The organism is Psychromonas sp. KJ10-2, from assembly GCF_047323255.1.
Classification (GTDB): Bacteria; Pseudomonadota; Gammaproteobacteria; order Enterobacterales; family Psychromonadaceae; genus Psychromonas.
The window spans coordinates 1,687,247-1,706,892 of the sequence record NZ_CP178827.1 but is presented as its reverse complement, the minus strand read 5'-3'; the positions used below and the strand labels follow the sequence as shown (position 1 = coordinate 1,706,892).

Annotated in this window: 11 protein-coding genes, 3 tRNA genes and 3 pseudogenes; 11 read left to right on the top strand and 6 right to left on the bottom strand. The window is 39.7% G+C overall.

Features of this window, described 5'->3' with window-relative positions; translation table 11 throughout:
• Positions 1-23 precede the first annotated feature (23 nt).
• Positions 24-874: pseudogene (asd, locus tag ACLKL2_RS08195) on the bottom strand (archaetidylserine decarboxylase).
• 68 nt (positions 875-942) lie between these two features.
• Positions 943-1,950 carry a small ribosomal subunit biogenesis GTPase RsgA gene (gene rsgA / locus ACLKL2_RS08190; RefSeq protein ID WP_413694286.1) on the bottom strand — a complete coding sequence of 336 codons (1,008 nt, stop codon included), beginning with the start codon at positions 1,948-1,950 and terminating at the stop codon, positions 943-945.
• A 127-nt stretch (positions 1,951-2,077) separates the two neighbouring features.
• Between rsgA and orn the strand changes: the two are divergent.
• The 4 genes and pseudogenes from orn to ACLKL2_RS08170 all read left to right on the top strand — a co-directional run bounded on the left by orn (position 2,078) and on the right by ACLKL2_RS08170 (position 3,237).
• Positions 2,078-2,618 (top strand): annotated as a pseudogene (gene orn / locus ACLKL2_RS08185) (oligoribonuclease).
• Positions 2,619-2,940: 322 nt separating this feature from the next.
• A tRNA-Gly gene (locus ACLKL2_RS08180) sits at positions 2,941-3,016 on the top strand.
• Positions 3,017-3,065: 49 nt separating this feature from the next.
• Positions 3,066-3,141 (top strand) — tRNA-Gly (locus ACLKL2_RS08175).
• Positions 3,142-3,161: 20 nt separating this feature from the next.
• A tRNA-Gly gene (locus ACLKL2_RS08170) sits at positions 3,162-3,237 on the top strand.
• Positions 3,238-4,088: 851 nt separating this feature from the next.
• Here the strand turns inward: ACLKL2_RS08170 and ACLKL2_RS08165 are convergent.
• Positions 4,089-4,961: an endonuclease/exonuclease/phosphatase family protein gene (locus tag ACLKL2_RS08165; RefSeq protein ID WP_413694033.1), complete on the bottom strand. Its 873-nt coding sequence runs from the start codon at positions 4,959-4,961 to the stop codon at positions 4,089-4,091.
• A 149-nt stretch (positions 4,962-5,110) separates the two neighbouring features.
• On the opposite strand from ACLKL2_RS08165, the gene ndk reads away from it, so the two are divergent.
• The 4 genes from ndk (at position 5,111) to ACLKL2_RS08145 (ending at position 7,259) form a co-directional block, all read left to right on the top strand.
• Positions 5,111-5,539 (top strand): nucleoside-diphosphate kinase, encoded by a 429-nt coding sequence (gene ndk, locus ACLKL2_RS08160; RefSeq protein WP_413694032.1) that lies wholly within the window; start codon positions 5,111-5,113, stop codon positions 5,537-5,539.
• A 179-nt stretch (positions 5,540-5,718) separates the two neighbouring features.
• Entirely contained in the window at positions 5,719-6,591 is an 873-nt protein-coding gene (locus ACLKL2_RS08155; protein WP_113817358.1) for a prepilin peptidase, read from the top strand.
• Positions 6,592-6,595: 4 nt separating this feature from the next.
• Complete coding sequence (tadA, locus tag ACLKL2_RS08150; RefSeq protein WP_413694031.1) at positions 6,596-7,096, top strand: tRNA adenosine(34) deaminase TadA; 501 nt, start codon at positions 6,596-6,598, stop codon at positions 7,094-7,096.
• Positions 7,089-7,259, top strand: a complete 171-nt coding sequence (locus ACLKL2_RS08145; protein WP_181817662.1) for a hypothetical protein — start codon at positions 7,089-7,091, stop codon at positions 7,257-7,259. The genes tadA and ACLKL2_RS08145 overlap by 8 nt, the downstream gene beginning before the upstream one ends.
• A 104-nt stretch (positions 7,260-7,363) precedes the next feature.
• On the opposite strand, the gene ACLKL2_RS08140 is transcribed toward ACLKL2_RS08145, so the two are convergent.
• The 3 genes from ACLKL2_RS08140 to mltF form a co-directional block, all read right to left on the bottom strand.
• A complete protein-coding gene (locus ACLKL2_RS08140; RefSeq protein WP_413694030.1) occupies positions 7,364-8,308 on the bottom strand; it encodes a DMT family transporter in 945 nt (314 codons plus the stop codon).
• A 312-nt stretch (positions 8,309-8,620) separates the two neighbouring features.
• The gene (locus ACLKL2_RS08135; RefSeq protein WP_413694029.1) at positions 8,621-8,896 is read right to left on the bottom strand and encodes a CBS domain-containing protein; all 276 of its coding nucleotides are present in this window, start codon (positions 8,894-8,896) and stop codon (positions 8,621-8,623) included.
• A 209-nt stretch (positions 8,897-9,105) separates the two neighbouring features.
• A complete protein-coding gene (gene mltF / locus ACLKL2_RS08130; protein WP_413694028.1) occupies positions 9,106-10,947 on the bottom strand; it encodes a membrane-bound lytic murein transglycosylase MltF in 1,842 nt (613 codons plus the stop codon).
• Between the two features lie 192 nt (positions 10,948-11,139).
• On the opposite strand from mltF, the pseudogene purL reads away from it, so the two are divergent.
• The 3 genes and pseudogenes from purL to cls all read left to right on the top strand — a co-directional run bounded on the left by purL (position 11,140) and on the right by cls (position 19,491).
• Positions 11,140-15,037 (top strand): annotated as a pseudogene (purL, locus tag ACLKL2_RS08125) (phosphoribosylformylglycinamidine synthase).
• Between the two features lie 145 nt (positions 15,038-15,182).
• On the top strand, positions 15,183-17,885 hold the full coding sequence (locus tag ACLKL2_RS08120) for a sensor domain-containing protein (RefSeq protein WP_413694027.1): 2,703 nt from the start codon (positions 15,183-15,185) through the stop codon (positions 17,883-17,885).
• A gap of 127 nt (positions 17,886-18,012) precedes the next feature.
• Entirely contained in the window at positions 18,013-19,491 is a 1,479-nt protein-coding gene (cls, locus tag ACLKL2_RS08115) for a cardiolipin synthase (RefSeq protein ID WP_413694026.1), read from the top strand.
• The last annotated feature ends 155 nt before the right edge of the window (positions 19,492-19,646 follow it).

Here is a 19,646-nt window from a genome sequence, read left to right as displayed (position 1 = left end):
TTATATTCAATGGGGAAAACTATTTATTTTACCGTAGCAAATAGTTTACCTAAACGCGTGACACTTGATGGGGCAAGTTCCTCAGCAAACTCAATGGAGTCTTTAGGGAATAGGGCAACAATTGTGCTGCCTAGTTTAAAGCGACCCATTTCTTGACCTTTTTCGATAACGATCTCTTGGTCTTGGTAATCCCAGTATTGTAGCTCTCTGTTTTTCTGTGCCTTTAACGTTCCTTCCCATACTGTCTCAATACTACCCACAATAGTTGCACCCACTAATACCATCGCCATTGGGCCTACTGCTGTTGAGAAAATTGCAACCGCACGTTCATTACGTGCAAACAAATTCGGTACATTTTGCGCCGTTAATGGGTTCACTGAAAATAGATCACCAGGAATGAAAATGAGCTGCTTTAATTTACCGGTAATAGGCATATGGATGCGGTGGTAATCTTTAGGCGCTAGGTAAATGGTAGAAAAAGACCGTCATCGAATGGTGCTGCTACATCATCACGCCCACCTAACAGTTCACGTAAACTAAAGTCATGACCTTTTGCTTGAAAAATACGACCTTGTTTAATTTCGCCCTGTTGACTGATACAACCATCTACTGGGATCGCCAGATTTTCATCACCCTCAACAATAGGGCGTAAACCACTTTTTAGTTCACGAGTAAAAAAGTCGTTAAAAGTATCAAAATCTTCTGCTTCTGAGTGTTTGGCTTCACTCATATCGATATTGAACTGTTTAATGAATTTTTTAATTAAGAAGGTAGTGAATGCACCCATCTTAGCTTCTGCTAATTTACCTGCAATAAAGGTAAATAAATGTTTTGGCAGAATATATTGAAAAACGATTTTCATTTGGTCGTTCATATTAAAACTCTCTGTTTTTAATGTAATTAAAGTTTAAAACTCATTAATGCGATTATTTTAAGTGGTGACTAATACACATTAGGATCGCGATGACGTGCATTTTTGGCGTCATCCATGGTTTCTAAAATACGTAAAAAGCTGTTGAATCGAGCACTATCAATATGCCCATCTTCAACCGCAGCCACAAGGGCACAGCCTGGATCTGCTTGGTGCTTACAATCTCTAAAGCGGCAGCCGCCTAAAAACTCTCTAAACTCGATAAAACCACTGGCAATACGCTCTGCTTCTAAATGCCAAAGTGAGAATTCACGAATCCCTGGGCTATCAATTAAATCACCCCCTTCTGCAAAATGATACAGGCGAGCTGTTGTGGTGGTATGTTTACCTAAACCAGAGCCCTCTGATATTTCACCGGTTAACGCTTCAACTTCCGGTAATAGCATATTAAGTAGGGACGTTTTACCCACTCCAGACTGCCCAACAAAGATATTCACCTTGTCTTTCATTACTGATTTTAGGTGGTCTAAACCATCACCTAATTTAGAGCTATAAATAACTTGGTAACCAATATCGCGGTAGCTTTGTAATTCTTTATCAATCAGTTCTGCAGACTCTTCATCTAATAGATCGACTTTATTTAGGACGATGATTGGCGTAATACCAATATCTTCACAAGCAACAAGGTAGCGATCAATAATATTTCGTGAGAATTCAGGAGCAATGGAGCTAACAATAATGATGTGATCGATATTGGCTGCAATGGGTTTGATACCATCATAATAATCTGGGCGAGTTAATACCGTTTTACGAGGATGAACGGCTTCAATGACACCGCTGATCCCTTGATGGGATTCTTTACCTGCACGCCATACTACGCGATCGCCAGTCACTAAAGATCGGATTGAGCGGCGTAATGTACAACGTTCTACTTTACCTTGGTCATCTTCAATATCTGCATGTTGTCCAAATCGACTAACCACTAATCCTTCTAATTGTGGACCGAGTTCAGCCTCATCCCATTGTGTGTCGCTTTTAGGTGCTAAGCGTTTGTTATGATTACTTTGAACACGACGGATTTGGTTTTTACTGAGTTTTTCTTCTTAGCCACAGACTTCCTTTGCTACCACTGGTGATTTGAATCGAGTATTATACTCTATTCTTATATTAAATAGCGATTCATCAATAGAAAAGGGTACTAGGAAAATGAATAAAGATAATTTGGTGTGGATTGATTTAGAAATGACCGGAGTTAAATCCTGATACCGATAAAATTATTGAAATTGCCACTATTGTGACTGATAGCGATTTGAATATTTTAGCGGAAGGCCCACAATTTGTTATTCACCAAAGTGATGCCGCATTAGATGCAATGGATGAGTGGTGCACTGAGCATCATGGCAACTCAGGTTTAACAACAAGAGTAAAAGCCAGTGACATTAGTTGTGAACAAGCGGAACAAGCCACCTTAGATTTCTTGAAAGAGTGGGTACCAGCAGGTACAGCTCCTTTATGTGGTAATAGCATAGGTCAAGATCGCCGTTTTATGGTGAGACATATGCCTACATTAGAAGCTTTTTTCCATTACCGTAGTATTGATGTAAGTACGATCAAAGAGTTAGGTCGTCGTTGGGCACCTGAAATGGTTGCGGCACACAAGAAAACAGGTACCCATTTAGCGCTGCAGGATATCAAAGAGTCTATTTCTGAGTTACAACATTATCAGAAGCACTTTTTTAGTTATTAAGTATCACTCGAATAATGAAAGCGTCATTTAATTTTTAATTGATGACTTATTTTATCTAATTCATACCGTTAGTTTTGCGAAGGGCAAAGTGAATTATTGCAAAAATAACGGTAACGGATCCTTTGCTTACCCTAACTTGAAGTGACTAGCTCGCTTTTTAGGCAAGTTATTAGGTAGTTGTTCAAAAACTCTGCAAGCAAACTTAGTTAAGTAGAAAATAGCTAAAAAAAGCTTGCAATCATTACCGCCATCTCTATAATTCGCACCTCGTAACGGACAGGCATCACCAAATGCTTTATCAGCCGCTACAGGAAAATATGAAGCGGTACTAGCTCAGTTGGTAGAGCACAACCTTGCCAAGGTTGGGGTCACGAGTTCGAGTCTCGTGTACCGCTCCAAGTTTTAATCTCCTGATTAAGAATAATTTTCCAAATAGTTTTAGATGAAGCGGTACTAGCTCAGTTGGTAGAGCACAACCTTGCCAAGGTTGGGGTCACGAGTTCGAGTCTCGTGTACCGCTCCAAATTCTAAAACCTATATGAAGCGGTACTAGCTCAGTTGGTAGAGCACAACCTTGCCAAGGTTGGGGTCACGAGTTCGAGTCTCGTGTACCGCTCCAAATCAAATTGTTCCCAGTCTAATATTATATTTCAACCCCATTGAACAACCTTGCAAAGTTAATAGCTGGTGTCACGCGTTTTCGAGTCTCGTGTATCGCTCCAAATCAAATTACTCCAAGTCTAATATTTTATTTCAAACCCATTGAACAACCTTGCAAAGTTAAGGGCTGGGGTCACGCGTTTTTCGAGTCTCGTGTACCGCTTCAAATCAAATATTCCCAGTCTAATGTTATATTTCAAACCCATTGAGCAACCTTGCCAAGTTAAGAGCTGGGGGCACGCGTTTTTCGAGTCTCGTGTGCCGCTCCAAATCAAATTATTCCCAGTCTAATATTATATTTCAAACCCATTGAACAACCTTGCCAAGTTAAGAGCTGGGGTCACGAGTTCGAGTCTCGTGTACCGCTCCAAATCAAATTATTCCCAGTCTAATATTATATTTCAAACCCATGAACAACCTTGCCAAGTTAAGAGCTGGGGTCACGCGTTTTTCGAGTCTCGTGTACCGCTCCAAATCAAATTATTCCAGTCTAATATTATATTTCAAATCCATTGAACAACCTTGCCAAGTTAAGAGCTGGGGGCACGCGTTTTCGAGTCTCGTGTACCGCTCCAAATTACTTGCTAAAGCCTATTACTTCCCAAAATATTAAAACAAGTTCACCCTCAATATTTATATTAATACCAATCATAGTAAGTAACTGATCTATTTTACTTGTTAAAACAACTTATTTTTTCGTTGTAAGTTTCGTAAAGGGAACAACCATTTACATCAACTTACGCCTCAAACTAAGCCATTTTTCCGGCGCAAAATTTAGATCAGTTATTTACTAAAATTGGTATAACTTAGTCAATTGCTCAATTGAAAAGTCACTAGTTGAGGTGTGTGATCGGATGCATTAGTAGGAATACTTCGTGCATTGGTGACAGTTAAGCCGCTATAAAAAACATGGTCTAAGGGCTTATCAAATATCTTCAGCCTGTTATCCGTGGTAAAAGTCACTTCATTTAACGCTAACTCTGTTAATGCTTTAACAACCGCCGATGTTCGAGCTTCGCTCCATGTATTAAAATCACCGGTAACGATCATTGGGCCTTGATGAGTTTTAATTAAGGTGAGGTAAGGGCTTAATTGTTCGGTTAATGGTGTTGCAGTGAGTGTGAAATTCACTGCATGTAGATTCACTAACAATAAAGTATCTGTCGTTCCTTGCATCGGGTAAGTTGATGCCAAGGCACTTTTAGGGATACGGCTCCAAGGTTCAGTATAAAGCGTGCCACATAATTGTTGTGCAGGTACTCGGCTTAAGGTATTTACTCCGTAATTGAGCTGCTGATATTGAAAGGCCACATTTTGTAAGCTGGATAAATTTTGTTGCTGTGCAAAGCTTATCAAGGTGCTGTTATATTTGGCCTCTTGTAAAGTAATTAAATCAACTTGTGTTGCCCATTTGTTTAATTGAGTGTCCCATCCAACACTCTGCTGTTTATAGATATTCCAGTTTAATAAAGAAAAAGTACTAGGTAACACCTTGTTGGGATTATTGATGGGTTGAGCATTGAAGGCAGGGCAGGTCGCCGTAAAATACCTTTGTTGTTGATTAATAATAGTCGTCTCATTTGGTGAATGAGGTAATGAAGGACTAATCGCAAACCATAAAGAGATCGTCACTATTACGATCAGGGAAGTGATGATCTGCTTTCTACTAAAATTAACTCGCATTTTGTTTTGCCTTAAATAAAAACTGCACGATAAATGCCCATCTGTATGAAGGAAATGTGATATTGGTTCTGTAAGCTCAGGTTGTTATTGATAGCCAGTGTCTATACAGGGTATATTATGAATCCCATTAACTAATTTAAGAAACTATTATGCCATTAGAAAGAACACTTTCCATGATTAAACCTGATGCTGTTGGTAAACAACTAATTGGCACGATCTTACAACGATTTGAACAAGCAGGTTTTACTGTTGTTGCTGCAAAACTAATGCAATTAACACGTGAACAAGCTGAGGGATTTTATGCTGAACATGAAGGCCGTGATTTTTATGAACCATTAATTGAGTTCATGACATCAGGTCCAACCATGGCATTGGTATTACAGGGTCAAGATATCATTCCAGCTTACCGTGAGTTAATTGGTAAAACTGACCCAACACAAGCAGCTGCTGGTACTATTCGTGCGGACTTTGCGGAGTCTACACGTTTAAATGCGGTACATGGTTCTGATAGCCCAGAGTCTGCTGCGCGTGAAATTGCTTACTTCTTTGTTGATGAAGAGATTTGCGTTAAAGCATAAGCAATTTGATATCCTTCATATCGGTTAATATGGCTAAAGGTATCTTTTGTTTAATAACCTCCTGCCAGCAGATTAATCACTGTGAATGATCACCTATAGTCAGTATCGTCATTATTAATTCTCTTGATGATACTTACTATTTATCCGCATAATCTATAACAATAATAATTAAGGCATTTATGAGTGACGTGATCACATTGATGGAACAAGTTCCCTCTTTCTATTTTGGGTTTGTTTTAATCTTAGGTTTATTGGTTGGTTCATTTTTGAATGTTGTGATTTATCGCTTACCTGTCATGATGCAGCGAAGTTGGGAAGCAGATTGTGCAGAAACCTTTCCCGACAGTAATATCAAAGTCGATGATTCCACCTTTAATTTAGTCCTGCCTCGTTCTCGTTGTCCTAAGTGTAACCACTTAATTGGCTCGCTGGAAAATATTCCTTTAGTTAGCTGGTTGCTACAAAAAGGCCGTTGCAAGCACTGTGACTGCAAAATTCCTGCGCGTTATCCAAGTATAGAGCTATTAACTGGCTTAATGTCATTAGCAGTCGCTTATATTATCCCTTTTGGTTGGCCTGTTTTATTTGCATTATTGTTCACCTGGACACTGATCAGTTTAACTTTCATTGATGTCGATACCATGCTTTTGCCTGATCAGTTAACTTTACCTCTAGTATGGTTAGGTTTACTGGTGAATATGTCTGGTACCTTCACAGGGCTCCAGGATGCTGTTTTAGGCGCCGTTTTCGGTTACTTGACCCTTTGGTCAATCTATTGGGCGTTTAAGCTTCTGACGGGCAAGGAGGGCATGGGATACGGTGATTTTAAGTTACTAGCTGCATTAGGCGCATGGTTTGGCTGGCAAGCACTGCCTTTAATTATTATTCTTTCTTCGTTCGCTGGTGCCATTCTCGGTATCATTATGATCGCCACCTCTAAGGATAAACAAAGTAAACCTATGCCTTTTGGACCATACTTAGCGATAGCTGGTTGGGTTTATTTAGTTTACGGCGTGCAACTGACTGATCTCTATCTATCATTGATTCTTTAATCCCATGAATACTGAACATTATACTGACCATGACTGGATGCAATACGCATTAACCTTAGCTGATAAAGCTGAAGCATTAGGTGAGATTCCGGTTGGTGCTGTGTTGGTTAAAGATAATCAAATTGTTGGAGAAGGGTGGAACTTATCGATTATCGAACATAATGCTTGTGCCCACGCCGAGGTGAATGCCATTGCCAAGGCTGGACAATATTTACAAAACTACCGTCTTATTGATTGCACTTTGTATGTGACTTTAGAGCCTTGCCCTATGTGTGCAGGAGCGATTGTACATTCTCGTATTAAGCGCTTAGTTTATGGTGCTGGAGATTATAAAACTGGCGCAGCGGGGAGTGTGTTTGATTTAGTGCGCAATGAACAATTAAATCATCAAGTCGAGGTGACTGCTGGTGTTGATGCTGAGCAATGTGCCACAAAAATAAGTGATTTTTTTAAGCGACGTCGTAAAGAGAAAAAAGCACTCAAAAAGGAGCAAAAGAATGAGTAGCAAAGTGGTGAATTTTGAAATAGAAAAAGAAACCAAGAACAGTGTACGCTACAAAGAAGTGCCGGAAGATGGACAAGCGCCTATAGTTGGCAGTTTATATCTACAAAAGTGGTTTGCAGGAAACAGTAAGCATATTCAAGTTACTATTGAAAAGAAAGATTAACTAGGCCCAGGTCTGGAGAATCAATAAGGCATAAATACGGCACGGCATCATAGGTTATAACGCCTTTATTCATTTGAGAATAAAGGCGTTTTTTTGTTGTGTACTTAAATGGACTTAGTCGCTGTAGGCTTAATTTCATTATTAATAATGGTTTTATTCGTTTGTTTGTTCGCTTGTTTTTTGGCGAAATAAGTACTTAATAAAGATCCTGATAATGATGTCAGTATGATCAACCCCATTAACAAATATTGTGTAGAGCTAAATTGCTCCCCGACTAATAATAATCCCATCAAGATCCCGGCAATCGGGTTACTGATCCCAGCAAAGGTAAACTCGACGACTGTCATTCTACTTAACATCCAAACATATAAGGTGTAAGCCAACATGGTATTAAGTACGATCAACCAAATTAACCCGCCAATATTTAGCGGACTAATATTCTGTAATGCAGTAAGGTATTGAGCTGGTGAAGATAAAGCATGCATTATTGCGATCACGGTTAAAATACTACCACCTATAATTAACTGCCAACATAATACCGGCCACCAATGCATTTTTAAGCCTAGGCTTTTCGTTATATTGCTGCCAATCACAATACAACCCAGCGCACATAACATGGCAACTAAACCAACAGGGTTCAGTTTGAGGTGCAAGGGATCAAATAACAACCAAGCGAGTGTGATGAGTGTAGCACCTGAAATTAGTTGTACTTTAGTCGGCGTATTCTTATGCACTAGCCAATAATAAAACATCGCAAAAACAGGTAAAGAAACCATGCCTACACCAGAAATAGCTGACGGCAATGTTTGCGCCATAATAAATAATAGGCCGAAAAAGAGCGCGATGTTGATACAACCTAAGCGTATTAATACAGGCCACTCTTTTGGCTTTGGTAAGTTAGGTTTAAAGGCTATCAGTAATAATCCTGCTGGTAGTGCACGCAATGCGCCTAATAAGAGAGGAGGCCATCCGCTTAAAGTGTACTGTGTGACTGCATAGGTGGTACCCCAAAAAATGCAGCGATCATTGCCAATATTACGTTCATTCATGTTGCTCTTAAAATAAAAAGGGTGAGCACTCTGCCTATTTTTAATCCATTTGTACAGAAAACTATTTTGCTATCGTGGCTTAGGTTGGGATAAATGAAAGATGGGAATTTCTAAGTGTTTGATCTGTTTATAGAACAAACACTTCAACGCTGGCTTTTTATTTTATTAATTTATAGCTGTTTTTGTGAGCACAGAGACAAGTTATTTTGTAAATGTGTCAGTAAATCTGTTCGCTTCATAATACCGATAAGTTTGTCACCTTTGACAACGGGAAAAATGTTATCTGATAAGTGCTGAGTTTTAATTGCCACTTCAAGAAAGATCTTCATCGGCATTAAATGTACTAAAGCTTGTGGTCATCACGTTATCAACTTGTACCGGTTTATCACAATGGTAAGCACTGCTTAATAATGCTTTTTGACAACCAATGAGGGATACCATTCCAAGTAGCTTCTTATCTACATTAACTACTGGCAACTGTGATTGTTGGCTACTAATCAATGTTTTAACGATATCTGTTAGCGAGGTGTGACACTGTAATGTGATTGGTTTGTTGTGCATGATTTGGCTAACTGTTTTTTTGCTCATGGAGGTGCCCTTATCTTTGTTGAAAGTTTATGAAGAGCATCTTAAAGCAAGCTTTAACATTGTCTAAATCGATTGTTTTTATTAAGTTGATAGGTTTTTTGTTTTTATTTGTTTAAAGCTTTGAAAAATGTTTCATTTCGAAGATGATGGGTTATAAATTTAGGATGGGAAACTGAGAGGATTGTCGTCCTCTCAGCGGTTTTATTCAATTATGGGGTATCAGTTGTTTCTGTTTGCTCTTCAGCTAATTTAGCCTCAGCTTCTGCTTTTTGCTCAGCGGCTAGTTTCGCGGCTGCTTCTGCTTCAGCTTTTTGCTCCGCAGCTAGTTTTGCGGCTGCTTCTGCTTCAGCCTTTTGCTCCGCAGCTAGTTTAGCCGCCTCAGCTTTGGCTTTTTCCGCTGCTTCTAAGGCTGCTTGTTTGGCTTTTTCAGCAGCTAACTCTGCTTGCTTCTTGGCTTCTTGTTCCGCTTCTTCGGCTTCTTTATCAGCTATTATTCTAGCTTGATTCTCAGCTTCAATTGCAGCTTGGTGTTGTTCTTCAGCTAAGGCTTCTTCTTCAAGTTTCTTTTGTTTTTCTAGCTCAATCGCAGCTAGCCTTTCCTCTTCAGCTTTAGCAATGGCGGCTAATCTTGCTTCTTCCGCTTTTTGTTCTTCTGCTAATTTTAAGGCTTTTTCTTGCTCTTGTGCATGCCGGGTTAAGGTTTCTAAATATTCTCGAATATTATCAACATAATGTTTAGCTTCTCGGCCTCGGGCATAACCGTAACGGGTTTTGGTATACCATTTTCGTTCATGGAGTAGTGGTAGGTTTTCTTTCACTTCTGCCCATGAATCTGGATTTTGACCTTTCATTTTGGTGATCCTACGAACATCTAGCAAGTGACCTAAACCAATATTGTAGGAAGCCAATGCAAACCAAATTCGTTCATCTTCTGAAATACTTTCCGGTAATCGTTTAATTAATTGCGTGAGGTATTTCGCACCACCTTGAATGCTTTGCTCGGCGTTCAAACGGTTTTTAATCCCAACAAATTTAGCGGTATCTAGTGTCAGCATCATCATGCCTCGTACACCCGTTGGTGACGTTGCTTTCGGATTCCAATGTGACTCTTGGTAACTGATTGATGCGAGCAACAACCAAGGCACTTCAGGGGTGGCATATTGTTTAAATAAAGTTTCATATTTAGGTAAGCGGCTATCAATGCGTTTTAAGAAAATACGGGTGTCTACGTAATCAAAATCACCGATATGACCAAAGTATTTCTCTTCCACTTTAGCAATGGTGCCTGAGTTATATTGATTACCCATAAACTCAATCATAGCGGAATACAAAGAGTCATCTTGTGCTTTACGAATTAACCAAGCGACAGGTTGTTTTTCATAAATAGTGAAGGCTTCGGCAAGCGCTGGATAATAGCGTTGTTTTTGTGCCAAGGTAGTACTGTCAACAATCGCATATCTAATCTCTTTTTGAGCGACCTTTTGTAGTAGCGACTCTTGATCTTCATTTTCTAAGACATTAATGACTAGGTCAGGGTGATCAACTAACGAAGCTTTAATATTCTCTTCATGACTACTGCCTTTTAAGACATTAACTGGGGCGTCGATATCTGCAATATCACGAGGACGGTAGGTACCTTTGTGATAAACCAAAGTTTGCGATAAATAGTAATAAGGTGGAGAGCTACGATATTTCTCTGCTCGCTTGGGCGTTAAGGTTAATCCTGCCCCTGCAAAATCAATTTCATTGTCTTCTAAAGCTGAAAATAGCGAGTCTAGATCGTCATATTCTTTGATGATTAATTTAAGGTGTAAATACTTAGCAAATTTTTTGCCTAACTCATAATCCAAACCGCTGTAATTGTCTCCATCAAAGCTATAAGTTAGCGCGCTATTCATAGTGCCCATAATTAACGTTTGGCGAGCTTGCATATCTTCAAGATCTGTTGTTGGCGTGACCAGGTTACAAGCGGTTAACAAAAAGAGAAAAATGGCGCTAAAAAACAGCTGTAACTTAAACGTTATAGCAGTGCGAAAAACAGGTTTATTCATAAAAGTGTAGCCGATCCAATGAGTCGAATTGGTAGATTATCCAAGAAACGATTTAAATATCTATTTATTTACCAATTATCAGGTTTATTTATGACAGACTATAGAGTGTTTCTATTTAATAAAAAATGCTTTTCTTTTATAATATTGAGCTAAACCCAAGTTCATTTATTTATCCAACGAGAGTAATAACCTATGGAAATTTTGCGTGGGGCACCTGCCTTATCGACATTTCGTGTTAACCAGTTGTTGAAAAACTGTGAAGTGTTAGATTTACCTGTAACAGGCATTTATGCTGAATTTATGCATGCTGCAGATCTATCTGATTCTTTAAATGACCAAGAGTTAGCTGTATTACAAAAGCTATTAACTTACGGACCTAAAATTGCAGAGCATGACCCAGTGGGCACTTTGTTATTTGTTACACCACGCCCAGGCACTATTTCGCCTTGGTCTTCAAAAGCAACGGACATTGCTAAAAATTGTGGTCTTACCAAAGTAAAACGTTTAGAGCGTGGTATCGCTTATTACGTTGAAACTAAAACAGAGTTAAATGAACAACAAATTCAAGCGTTAACTAGCCTATTGCATGACCGCATGATGGAAGTAGTGTTAACGTCGTTGGAAGATGCGGCGACTTTATTTGTACAAGGTACGCCGAGGCAAAATGACCAGTGTTGATGTGTTAGGTGAAGGCCGTAGCGCATTAGAAACTGCCAATGTGAACTTAGGTTTAGCACTTGCCGATGATGAAATCGATTACTTAGTTGAAAACTTTATTAAGTTAGAACGTAACCCTAACGATATCGAACTAATGATGTTTGCACAGGCAAACTCAGAGCATTGTCGTCACAAAATATTTAATGCTGATTGGACCATCGATGGTCAAAAACAGCCTAAATCATTATTCAAAATGATTCGTAACACACACGAATTACACCCAGAGCATGTGTTGTCTGCTTATAAAGATAATGCCGCGGTAATGGAAGGTTACCAAGCAGGGCGTTTCTTCCCAAGTGTTGATGACCGTGAATTTGGTTACCATCACGAAGATATCGATATCTTAATGAAGGTTGAAACACATAACCATCCAACGGCTATCTCGCCATTCCCAGGTGCTGCAACGGGCTCTGGTGGTGAAATCCGTGATGAAGGCGCAACAGGTATCGGCTCTAAACCTAAAGCTGGTTTAGTGGGTTTCTCTGTGTCTAACTTACGTATTCCAAGCTTTGAGCAAGCATGGGAAACTGATTTTGGGAAGCCAAGCCGTATTGTGTCAGCTTTAGACATTATGTTAGAAGCACCGTTAGGTGGTGCAGCATTCAACAATGAGTTTGGCCGTCCTAATATCCTAGGTTACTTCCGTACCTATGAAGAGAAAGTAGATAGCCATAACGGTAGCGAGATTCGTGGTTACCACAAGCCAATTATGCTTGCTGGTGGTTTAGGTAACATTCGCCGTGAACATGTGCAGAAAAAAGATATTCCAGTTGGCGCGAAATTGATCGTGCTAGGTGGCCCCGCTATGAACATTGGTTTAGGTGGTGGTGCTGCTTCTTCAATGGATTCAGGTGCTTCTTCAGAAAATTTAGATTTTGCTTCAGTACAACGTGAAAATCCAGAAATGGAACGTCGTTGTCAGGAAGTGATCGATCGTTGTTGGCAGATGGGGGAAAATAACCCAATTCAATTTATTCACGATGTAGGTGCGGGTGGTTTATCTAACGCGATGCCTGAATTAGTGGATGATGGCGGCCGTGGTGGAATCTTCGATTTACGTGCAATTCCAAACGATGAGAAGAGCATGGCACCACATGAAATCTGGTGTAATGAATCTCAAGAACGTTACGTAATGGCAGTTAAGCCTGAAAACCTAGCAACCTTTGAAGCGATTTGTAAGCGTGAACGTGCACAATACGCGGTGATTGGTACGGCTACTGAAGAACTACATTTAACACTAAACGATTCTGAGTTTGATAACAAACCCATCGATATGCCATTAGAAGTGTTGTTAGGTAAAGCGCCTAAAATGCACCGTGATGTTCAATCACAAACGGCTAAAGGTAAAGCATTAGACCTATCTGGCGCTAGTGTGAAAGAAGCGGCAGAACGTTTATTACGTCTACCTTCAATCGCAGAAAAAACCTTCTTAATCACCATCGGTGACCGTACGGTAACGGGCTTAGTAGCGCGTGATCAAATGGTTGGCCCTTGGCAGGTACCTGTTGCCGATTGTGCGGTAACAGCAGCGAGTTACGATACATACTTTGGTGAGTCAATGGCGCTGGGTGAACGTACGCCAGTTGCATTACTTAACTTTGGTGCGTCTGCTCGTTTAGCAGTGGCTGAATCAATTACTAATATCGCTTGTTCTGATATTGGTGATTTCAAACGCATTAAACTCTCTGCTAACTGGATGTCTGCAACGGGTCACCCTGGTGAAGATGCTGGTTTATACGAAGCAGTGAAAGCGGTTGGCGAAGAGTTATGTCCTGAATTAGAGCTTACTATTCCAGTAGGTAAAGATTCAATGTCAATGAAAACACGCTGGCAGGAAGAAGATGGTAGCGATAAAGAGGTGACATCACCATTATCATTAATCATCACTGCATTTGGTGCGGTACGTGACATCCGTAATACGGTGACACCGCAATTACGCACAGACCAAGGTGAAACTGACCTGATCCTAATCGACTTAGGTAATGGTAAAAACCGTTTAGGTGGTTCATCACTAGCGCAAGTTTACAAACAGTTAGGTGAAACAACGCCGGATCTAGATAGCCCTGAATTATTAAAAGGCTTCTTTAACTCAGTGCAAAGTTTATTAGCTGATAAGAAACTATTAGCTTATCACGATAGAAGTGACGGTGGTTTATTCTCAACAATCACTGAAATGGCCTTTGCTGGACACTGTGGTGTAACTGTTAAGCTTGATCAAGTGGGTAGTAATGATTTCTCTGCATTGTACTCGGAAGAGTTAGGTGCGGTCATTCAGGTTAAACGTGAAGATAAAGAAGCAGTACTAAATACCTTGGCTGGACACGGTTTATCGTCTAACTCATTAGTGATTGGTTCAATCAATGAGACAGACCAAATTGAATTCCTACGCGATGGTGTTGAAGTCTTAACTGCTAAACGTGCTGAGTTCCGTGGTATTTGGGCTGAAACAACACTGAAAATGCAATCATTACGTGATAACTCTGAATGTGCACAACAAGAGTTTGACCTTAAATTAGATGATAAAGATCCTGGTCTATCAACTAAGTTAACGTTTGATATCAATGAAGATGTTGCAGCGCCTTATATTGCTAAAGGTGTTAAACCGCGTATGGCTATCTTGCGTGAGCAAGGTGTTAACTCGCAACAAGAGATGGCAGCAGCCTTTAACCGTGCTGGTTTCTCTGCGATTGACGTACATATGAGTGATATCCTATCGGGTAATGTTCAATTAGAGAGCTTTGCTGGTTTAGTTGCTTGTGGTGGTTTCTCTTACGGTGACGTACTAGGTGCTGGTGAAGGTTGGGCTAAGTCTATTCTGTTCAATGAGCAGGCGCGTAATCAGTTCCAAACTTTCTTTGAGCGTGAAAACTCATTTGCATTAGGTGTGTGTAACGGTTGTCAGATGCTATCAAACCTGAATGAGTTAATTCCGGGATCTGATCTATGGCCGCGTTTTGTACGCAATAACTCAGAGCGTTTTGAAGCACGCTTTAGTTTAGTAGAAGTACAAAAATCTAACTCGCTATTCTTAAATGATATGTCGGGTTCGCAAATGCCTATCGCAGTGTCTCACGGTGAAGGTCGTGTGGAAGTGAAAGACAGCTCACACCTTGCTGCTATTGAAGCAAGTGGGTCAGTTGCATTACGCTTTATCGATAACTACGGTAATAACACTGAATCTTACCCATCTAACCCAAATGGTTCGCCAAACGGTATTACGGGTCTAACGTCTAAGGATGGTCGTGTCACTATTATGATGCCTCATCCAGAGCGTGTCTTTAGAACAGTGGCTAACTCTTGGCACCCAGATGAATGGAAAGAAGATAGCCCATGGATGCGTATGTTCAGAAATGTGCGTAAACAGTTAGGTTAAGCATAGTTTAGTTAATAAAAGGGAGCATAATGCTCCCTTTTTGTGTTCTAATGAACGACTGTTATTATATTAATGGTATTAACTCAAAGCATTTGTAGTAGTGCAGTTTGTTAATGTTATTGTTTCGTCATGGAGGGCAGTTCGGTTGTCTAGTCAAATCAGTAAGGTTTTATACATAGGTAATAATGTACAGTTAGTTAAAGCCTTATTACCCATCAATGCAGCGTTTGGTGCAGCAAATCTTACCCACTGTCATTGTGTTAATGGTCTTGAGGAAATGTTGCAAGAGCAATATTTCGATTACTTCATTTGTGAAGTTCCTATCTCAGGGGGATTAAAAGAACGTATAAAACAGCTTTACCCTGTATTAGAGTGTATCTATTTATCAAGCCAACAAGAGGGCAATGCAACGTCCGTATGCTTTAATGACGCTAAAGCAAAAGATTGTATTTCAGATGAAATTAAATCAACACTTAACTGTATTAGCATTCCTATTTATTACAAAAGTAATGATGGTTTAATCATCGCTTGTAACTCTTATTTCTCTAATATCTTTGGAGACACCCCTGACAACTTGGTTGGTAAACAACTGCAGTCGCTTTTACCTTGTACCGTTGAAGCGCAGTTAACGCAGGAAAATGAAACAAGAAAATCCACGCAACCGTTAGTGTTAGAGTGCAATCTGACAGAGTGTTGTGGTGACCAACGTGAGTTTTTATTACGAGAAGAAGTCGACCTGGATTGTAATATGCGTGTTGGTATGCTCTTTGATATTTCAGAGATGAAGGCCGCTAAAGCTGAAGTTGAGAAAGAGCGTGTCATGTTGCGCGCTACCGCTGACTTATCTCAAGATCTTATTTTCTTTAAAGATCTAGATAGTCGCTTCATTGGTTGTAATAAACAGTTCGAAAAATTTGTTGGTTGTTCAGAAGCAGAGATTATCGGTAAAGCAGATGATGAGCTGTTTGAAATCAATCAGGCGAGAATGTGTCAGGCGCAAGACGCTCAAGTGATGAGCAACAATGAAAGCTATGCAAGCAATGAATATTTAACTTATAACAATGGTGAAAAGCATTTTATCTTTATGCAAAAAGTGCCATTAAGAGACAAGAGTGGTCAGGTTCAAGGTCTCTTTGCTATTGGTCGTGATATCACAGAAAAAAGCATGATCGAGAAGCAGCTAAGGTTGACCAACGTGGTGTTTGAAAATAGCCGTGATGGTATCCTAGTGACAGATAATACTGGATTAGTGATCACCGCTAACGATGCTTGTTTCAGTGTTTCTGGTTACTCAAAAGAGGAACTGATCAACGTTAATATTACCTCTTTTGCTGATGGTTTTGACTCTTGTACACTATTTGATGATATTGAAGTCGGGCTTAAAAAAGAGGGCAAGTGGCAAGGGAATGTGCGTTTCTATACGAAGATGGGTTATCTTGGTTATTTCTGGCTAGAAGTAAATGAAGTGAAACACGGTGATGACAACATGAATAACCGTGTATTTATTTTCACTGATTTAACGCAAAACAAAGATTACGAAGCGAAGATTCAATACCTGTCTAAACATGATTCGCTGACCGGATTAAATAACCGTATTGCACTGTTTACTCACCTAGAGAAAGCAATCGCTCGCGCTAATCACAAACAGACCGCTATTGGTGTCTTACATATCGAAATTAAGGGTATCAAAGCCGTTAATGAGCGTTATGGCCATAATAAAGGTGATGTTATCTTTAGAGGTATTGCTAAGCGCCTTAAAGAGCTGGCTTCAGATAAAGATATTATTGCTCGTGTTAGTGATGACCAGTTTGCACTAGTGATTGAAGAGTTAGAAAACGAACAGGTAGTGGCGTTAATTGCTCGCCAAATTGCTCAGCAGTTCTCTGGTACGGTTACCATGGAAGGCATTGCAGTTAATTTGACGACTTCCATCGGGATCAGTATTTGTCCTGATGATGGTTCAGATGTAGATAGTATTTTAACTAATGCGGAAAATGCCATGTACCGCAGTAAAAATGATAAAAGTAGCGCTTATCACTTTTACACAAATGAATTAACTATTAATTCTACGCACCAATTAGCCTTGGAGAATGAGTTAAAATTAGCGCTTACTGAGGATCAGTTTGATGTCTATTACCAACCTCAATATGACTTAAATAAACGTCAAATTGTTGCGGTAGAGTGTGTGTTTAGATGGCATCATCCTGAACATGGTACTTTATTACCTGAGCGTTTCTTAATGTTAGCAGAGCAATCAGGTTTGATGGCTGAACTTGGTTTGAATATGTTTACCAAAGCCGCTCAGCAAGCCATGAAGTGGCATAATGCAGGGATCAATTTTGGTCGAATTGCGCTCAATTTATCAAAATCCGAGTTATCGCAATTATCGTTAATCGCCTCTATTCAGAAAATATTCTTGGATACCGGTGCTAAAGCGGGATGGTTTGAGTTTGAAATTGAAGAAAGCTTGTTCAGTAATGACCTGTATACCATTCAAGATAATCTTTTAAATCTGAGTCGTTTAGGGATCTCCTTTACCGTTGATGGTTTTGGTGCAGAGCGCTCAGTGCTGTACTCTATTGATAAACTTAATATTGATAAGTTTAAAATATCTAAACACTTCATCCAAGGAGTACCAGGGTATTTAGCTGGAGAGGCGATGCTTAAATCTGTATTTGTGTTAGCGCACTCTTTAGGTATTGATGTGGTGGGTGACACCATTGAAAGTGACCCTAGGGAGCAATTGATAAACGAACATCAATTTATATCAGATAAAAACCAATCTCCTAAAGAGGCAATGACCGCGTCGGAAGCGACCTTTTACTTAAGATGTCATAAACGTAAATAACTGACTTACCCTTTGACCACAGTAGGCTAGCTAAAAATAACTATCCTATTGTGGCAGTTTTGATACCATCCGCATAACCCATTAACCTCCATTCTGGTTAACTTTTATTTTCATCGATAGGATAGTAATGCCAAACCTAAACATTAATATGAGCTGGTTAGAAAGCGAGGTTTACCTTGTGCTTTCTGCTACTTTATATTTTAGTTTTTTAACGCTAATTACATTGCGCGTGATCATTAAGCGTAAGCCAATAGGTGTATCTCTTGCCTGGTTATTTTTAATTTTTGCCGTGCCTTTAGCCGGCATGATCGGATACTTAATTTTTGGTGAGTTAAACCTAGGAGCAAAGCGCAGTAAGCGCCGAAAGTTGCTTTCCGGTGCGTTTTTAAAGTGGATAGAAGAGCAGGCAAATACTTACAAGCAAGATAAAGAGTTAATCAGCGAAAATGCACATTCAATGCAATCTTTTGTTGAATCCTACACCAATATGCCCATGGTGAAAGGAAATAAACATACCTTATTAACCACCACGGACGATATTCTATTAGAGCTAACCAAAGAGGTTAGAGAGGCTAAAAAGCATTGTTATTTAATGTTTTATATTTGTAATAGCGGTGGCTTAGTAGACAAACTATTAGAGGAGTTAAAAGCAGCGGCACAACGTGGTGTTACCTGTAAGTTATTGTTAGATTCAGTAGGCAGTAGCGACTTTTTTAAATCTATTTTACCGGCTCAATTACGCAAAGCTGGAGTCGAGGTGGTAGAGGGCTTACCTGTAGGTGCATTCCGATTGTTATTCCAACGCCAAGATTTACGCTTACATCGCAAACTCGTTTGTATTGATGATCATATCGCCTATACCGGCAGCATGAACCTAGTAGACCCTGCTTACTTTAAAGTTGAGAAGGGCATTGGTGAATGGATTGATTTAATGGTGCGTTGTGAAGGCCCAATAGTGCAACATATGGAAGGCTTGTTTATCTGGGATTGGAGTTTAGAAACAGCTCAGAGTCTGGCTCTACCACCTGCGAATCGTTCACTGTTTCCTTTAGTGGGAGATGAAAACTCGCAGCTTATTCCATCGGGTCCTGAGTTTGGCAAAGTAGGCATTCATCAAGTGCTATTGACGGCGATTTATGAAGCTAAATACAGCTTAGTATTGACCTCTCCATACTTTGTCCCTGACGAAAGCCTATTAACCGCCTTACAGGTTGCATCGATGCGAGGGGTCGACGTTAAGATTATTTTACCTGCTAAGAATGACTCGTTAATGGTCAAGTACGCATCACGTGCTTTCTTTGAAGACTTATTAAAAGCAGGCGTAGAGATTCATCAGTTTTATGGTGGTTTGTTACACAGTAAAAGTATTGTGATTGATGAAAAGTTAGCGCTGGTGGGGACGGTTAATTTAGACCTACGTAGTTTTTGGTTAAATTTTGAGATGACGATGTTGATTGATAACCCGAAGTTTGCAGGGGATCTTCTGACTGCACAAATGCATTATACGTTAGCGTCTAATCAGCTGACTTTGGAGAAATGGCGTAAGCGTCCTTTCTTTAAACGTATTTTAGAAGGTGTGTTATACCTGTTTAGTCCACTGTTGTAGGTTGATATTTTGTTATGAGTGTTTATCTAACTAAGTAACTAAGTAACTAAGTAACTAAGTAACAAAGTAACAAAGTATGTTAATTGCGTTTTAGCTCATCTTCTTTCGTCGAGTCTATGCCATATTTATTTATAGCTATTTCGCCATGTCAGCGT

Coding starts and splice junctions, on each gene's coding strand:
- ACLKL2_RS08155 (WP_113817358.1), top strand. CDS start 5,719: ATGAGTGACGTGATCACATTGATGGAACAAGTTCCCTCTTTCTATTTT.
- cls (WP_413694026.1), top strand. CDS start 18,013: ATGCCAAACCTAAACATTAATATGAGCTGGTTAGAAAGCGAGGTTTAC.
- ACLKL2_RS08135 (WP_413694029.1), bottom strand. CDS start 8,896: ATGAGCAAAAAAACAGTTAGCCAAATCATGCACAACAAACCAATCACA.
- ACLKL2_RS08140 (WP_413694030.1), bottom strand. CDS start 8,308: ATGAATGAACGTAATATTGGCAATGATCGCTGCATTTTTTGGGGTACC.
- mltF (WP_413694028.1), bottom strand. CDS start 10,947: ATGAATAAACCTGTTTTTCGCACTGCTATAACGTTTAAGTTACAGCTG.
- ACLKL2_RS08165 (WP_413694033.1), bottom strand. CDS start 4,961: ATGCGAGTTAATTTTAGTAGAAAGCAGATCATCACTTCCCTGATCGTA.
- ACLKL2_RS08145 (WP_181817662.1), top strand. CDS start 7,089: ATGAGTAGCAAAGTGGTGAATTTTGAAATAGAAAAAGAAACCAAGAAC.
- ndk (WP_413694032.1), top strand. CDS start 5,111: ATGCCATTAGAAAGAACACTTTCCATGATTAAACCTGATGCTGTTGGT.
- tadA (WP_413694031.1), top strand. CDS start 6,596: ATGAATACTGAACATTATACTGACCATGACTGGATGCAATACGCATTA.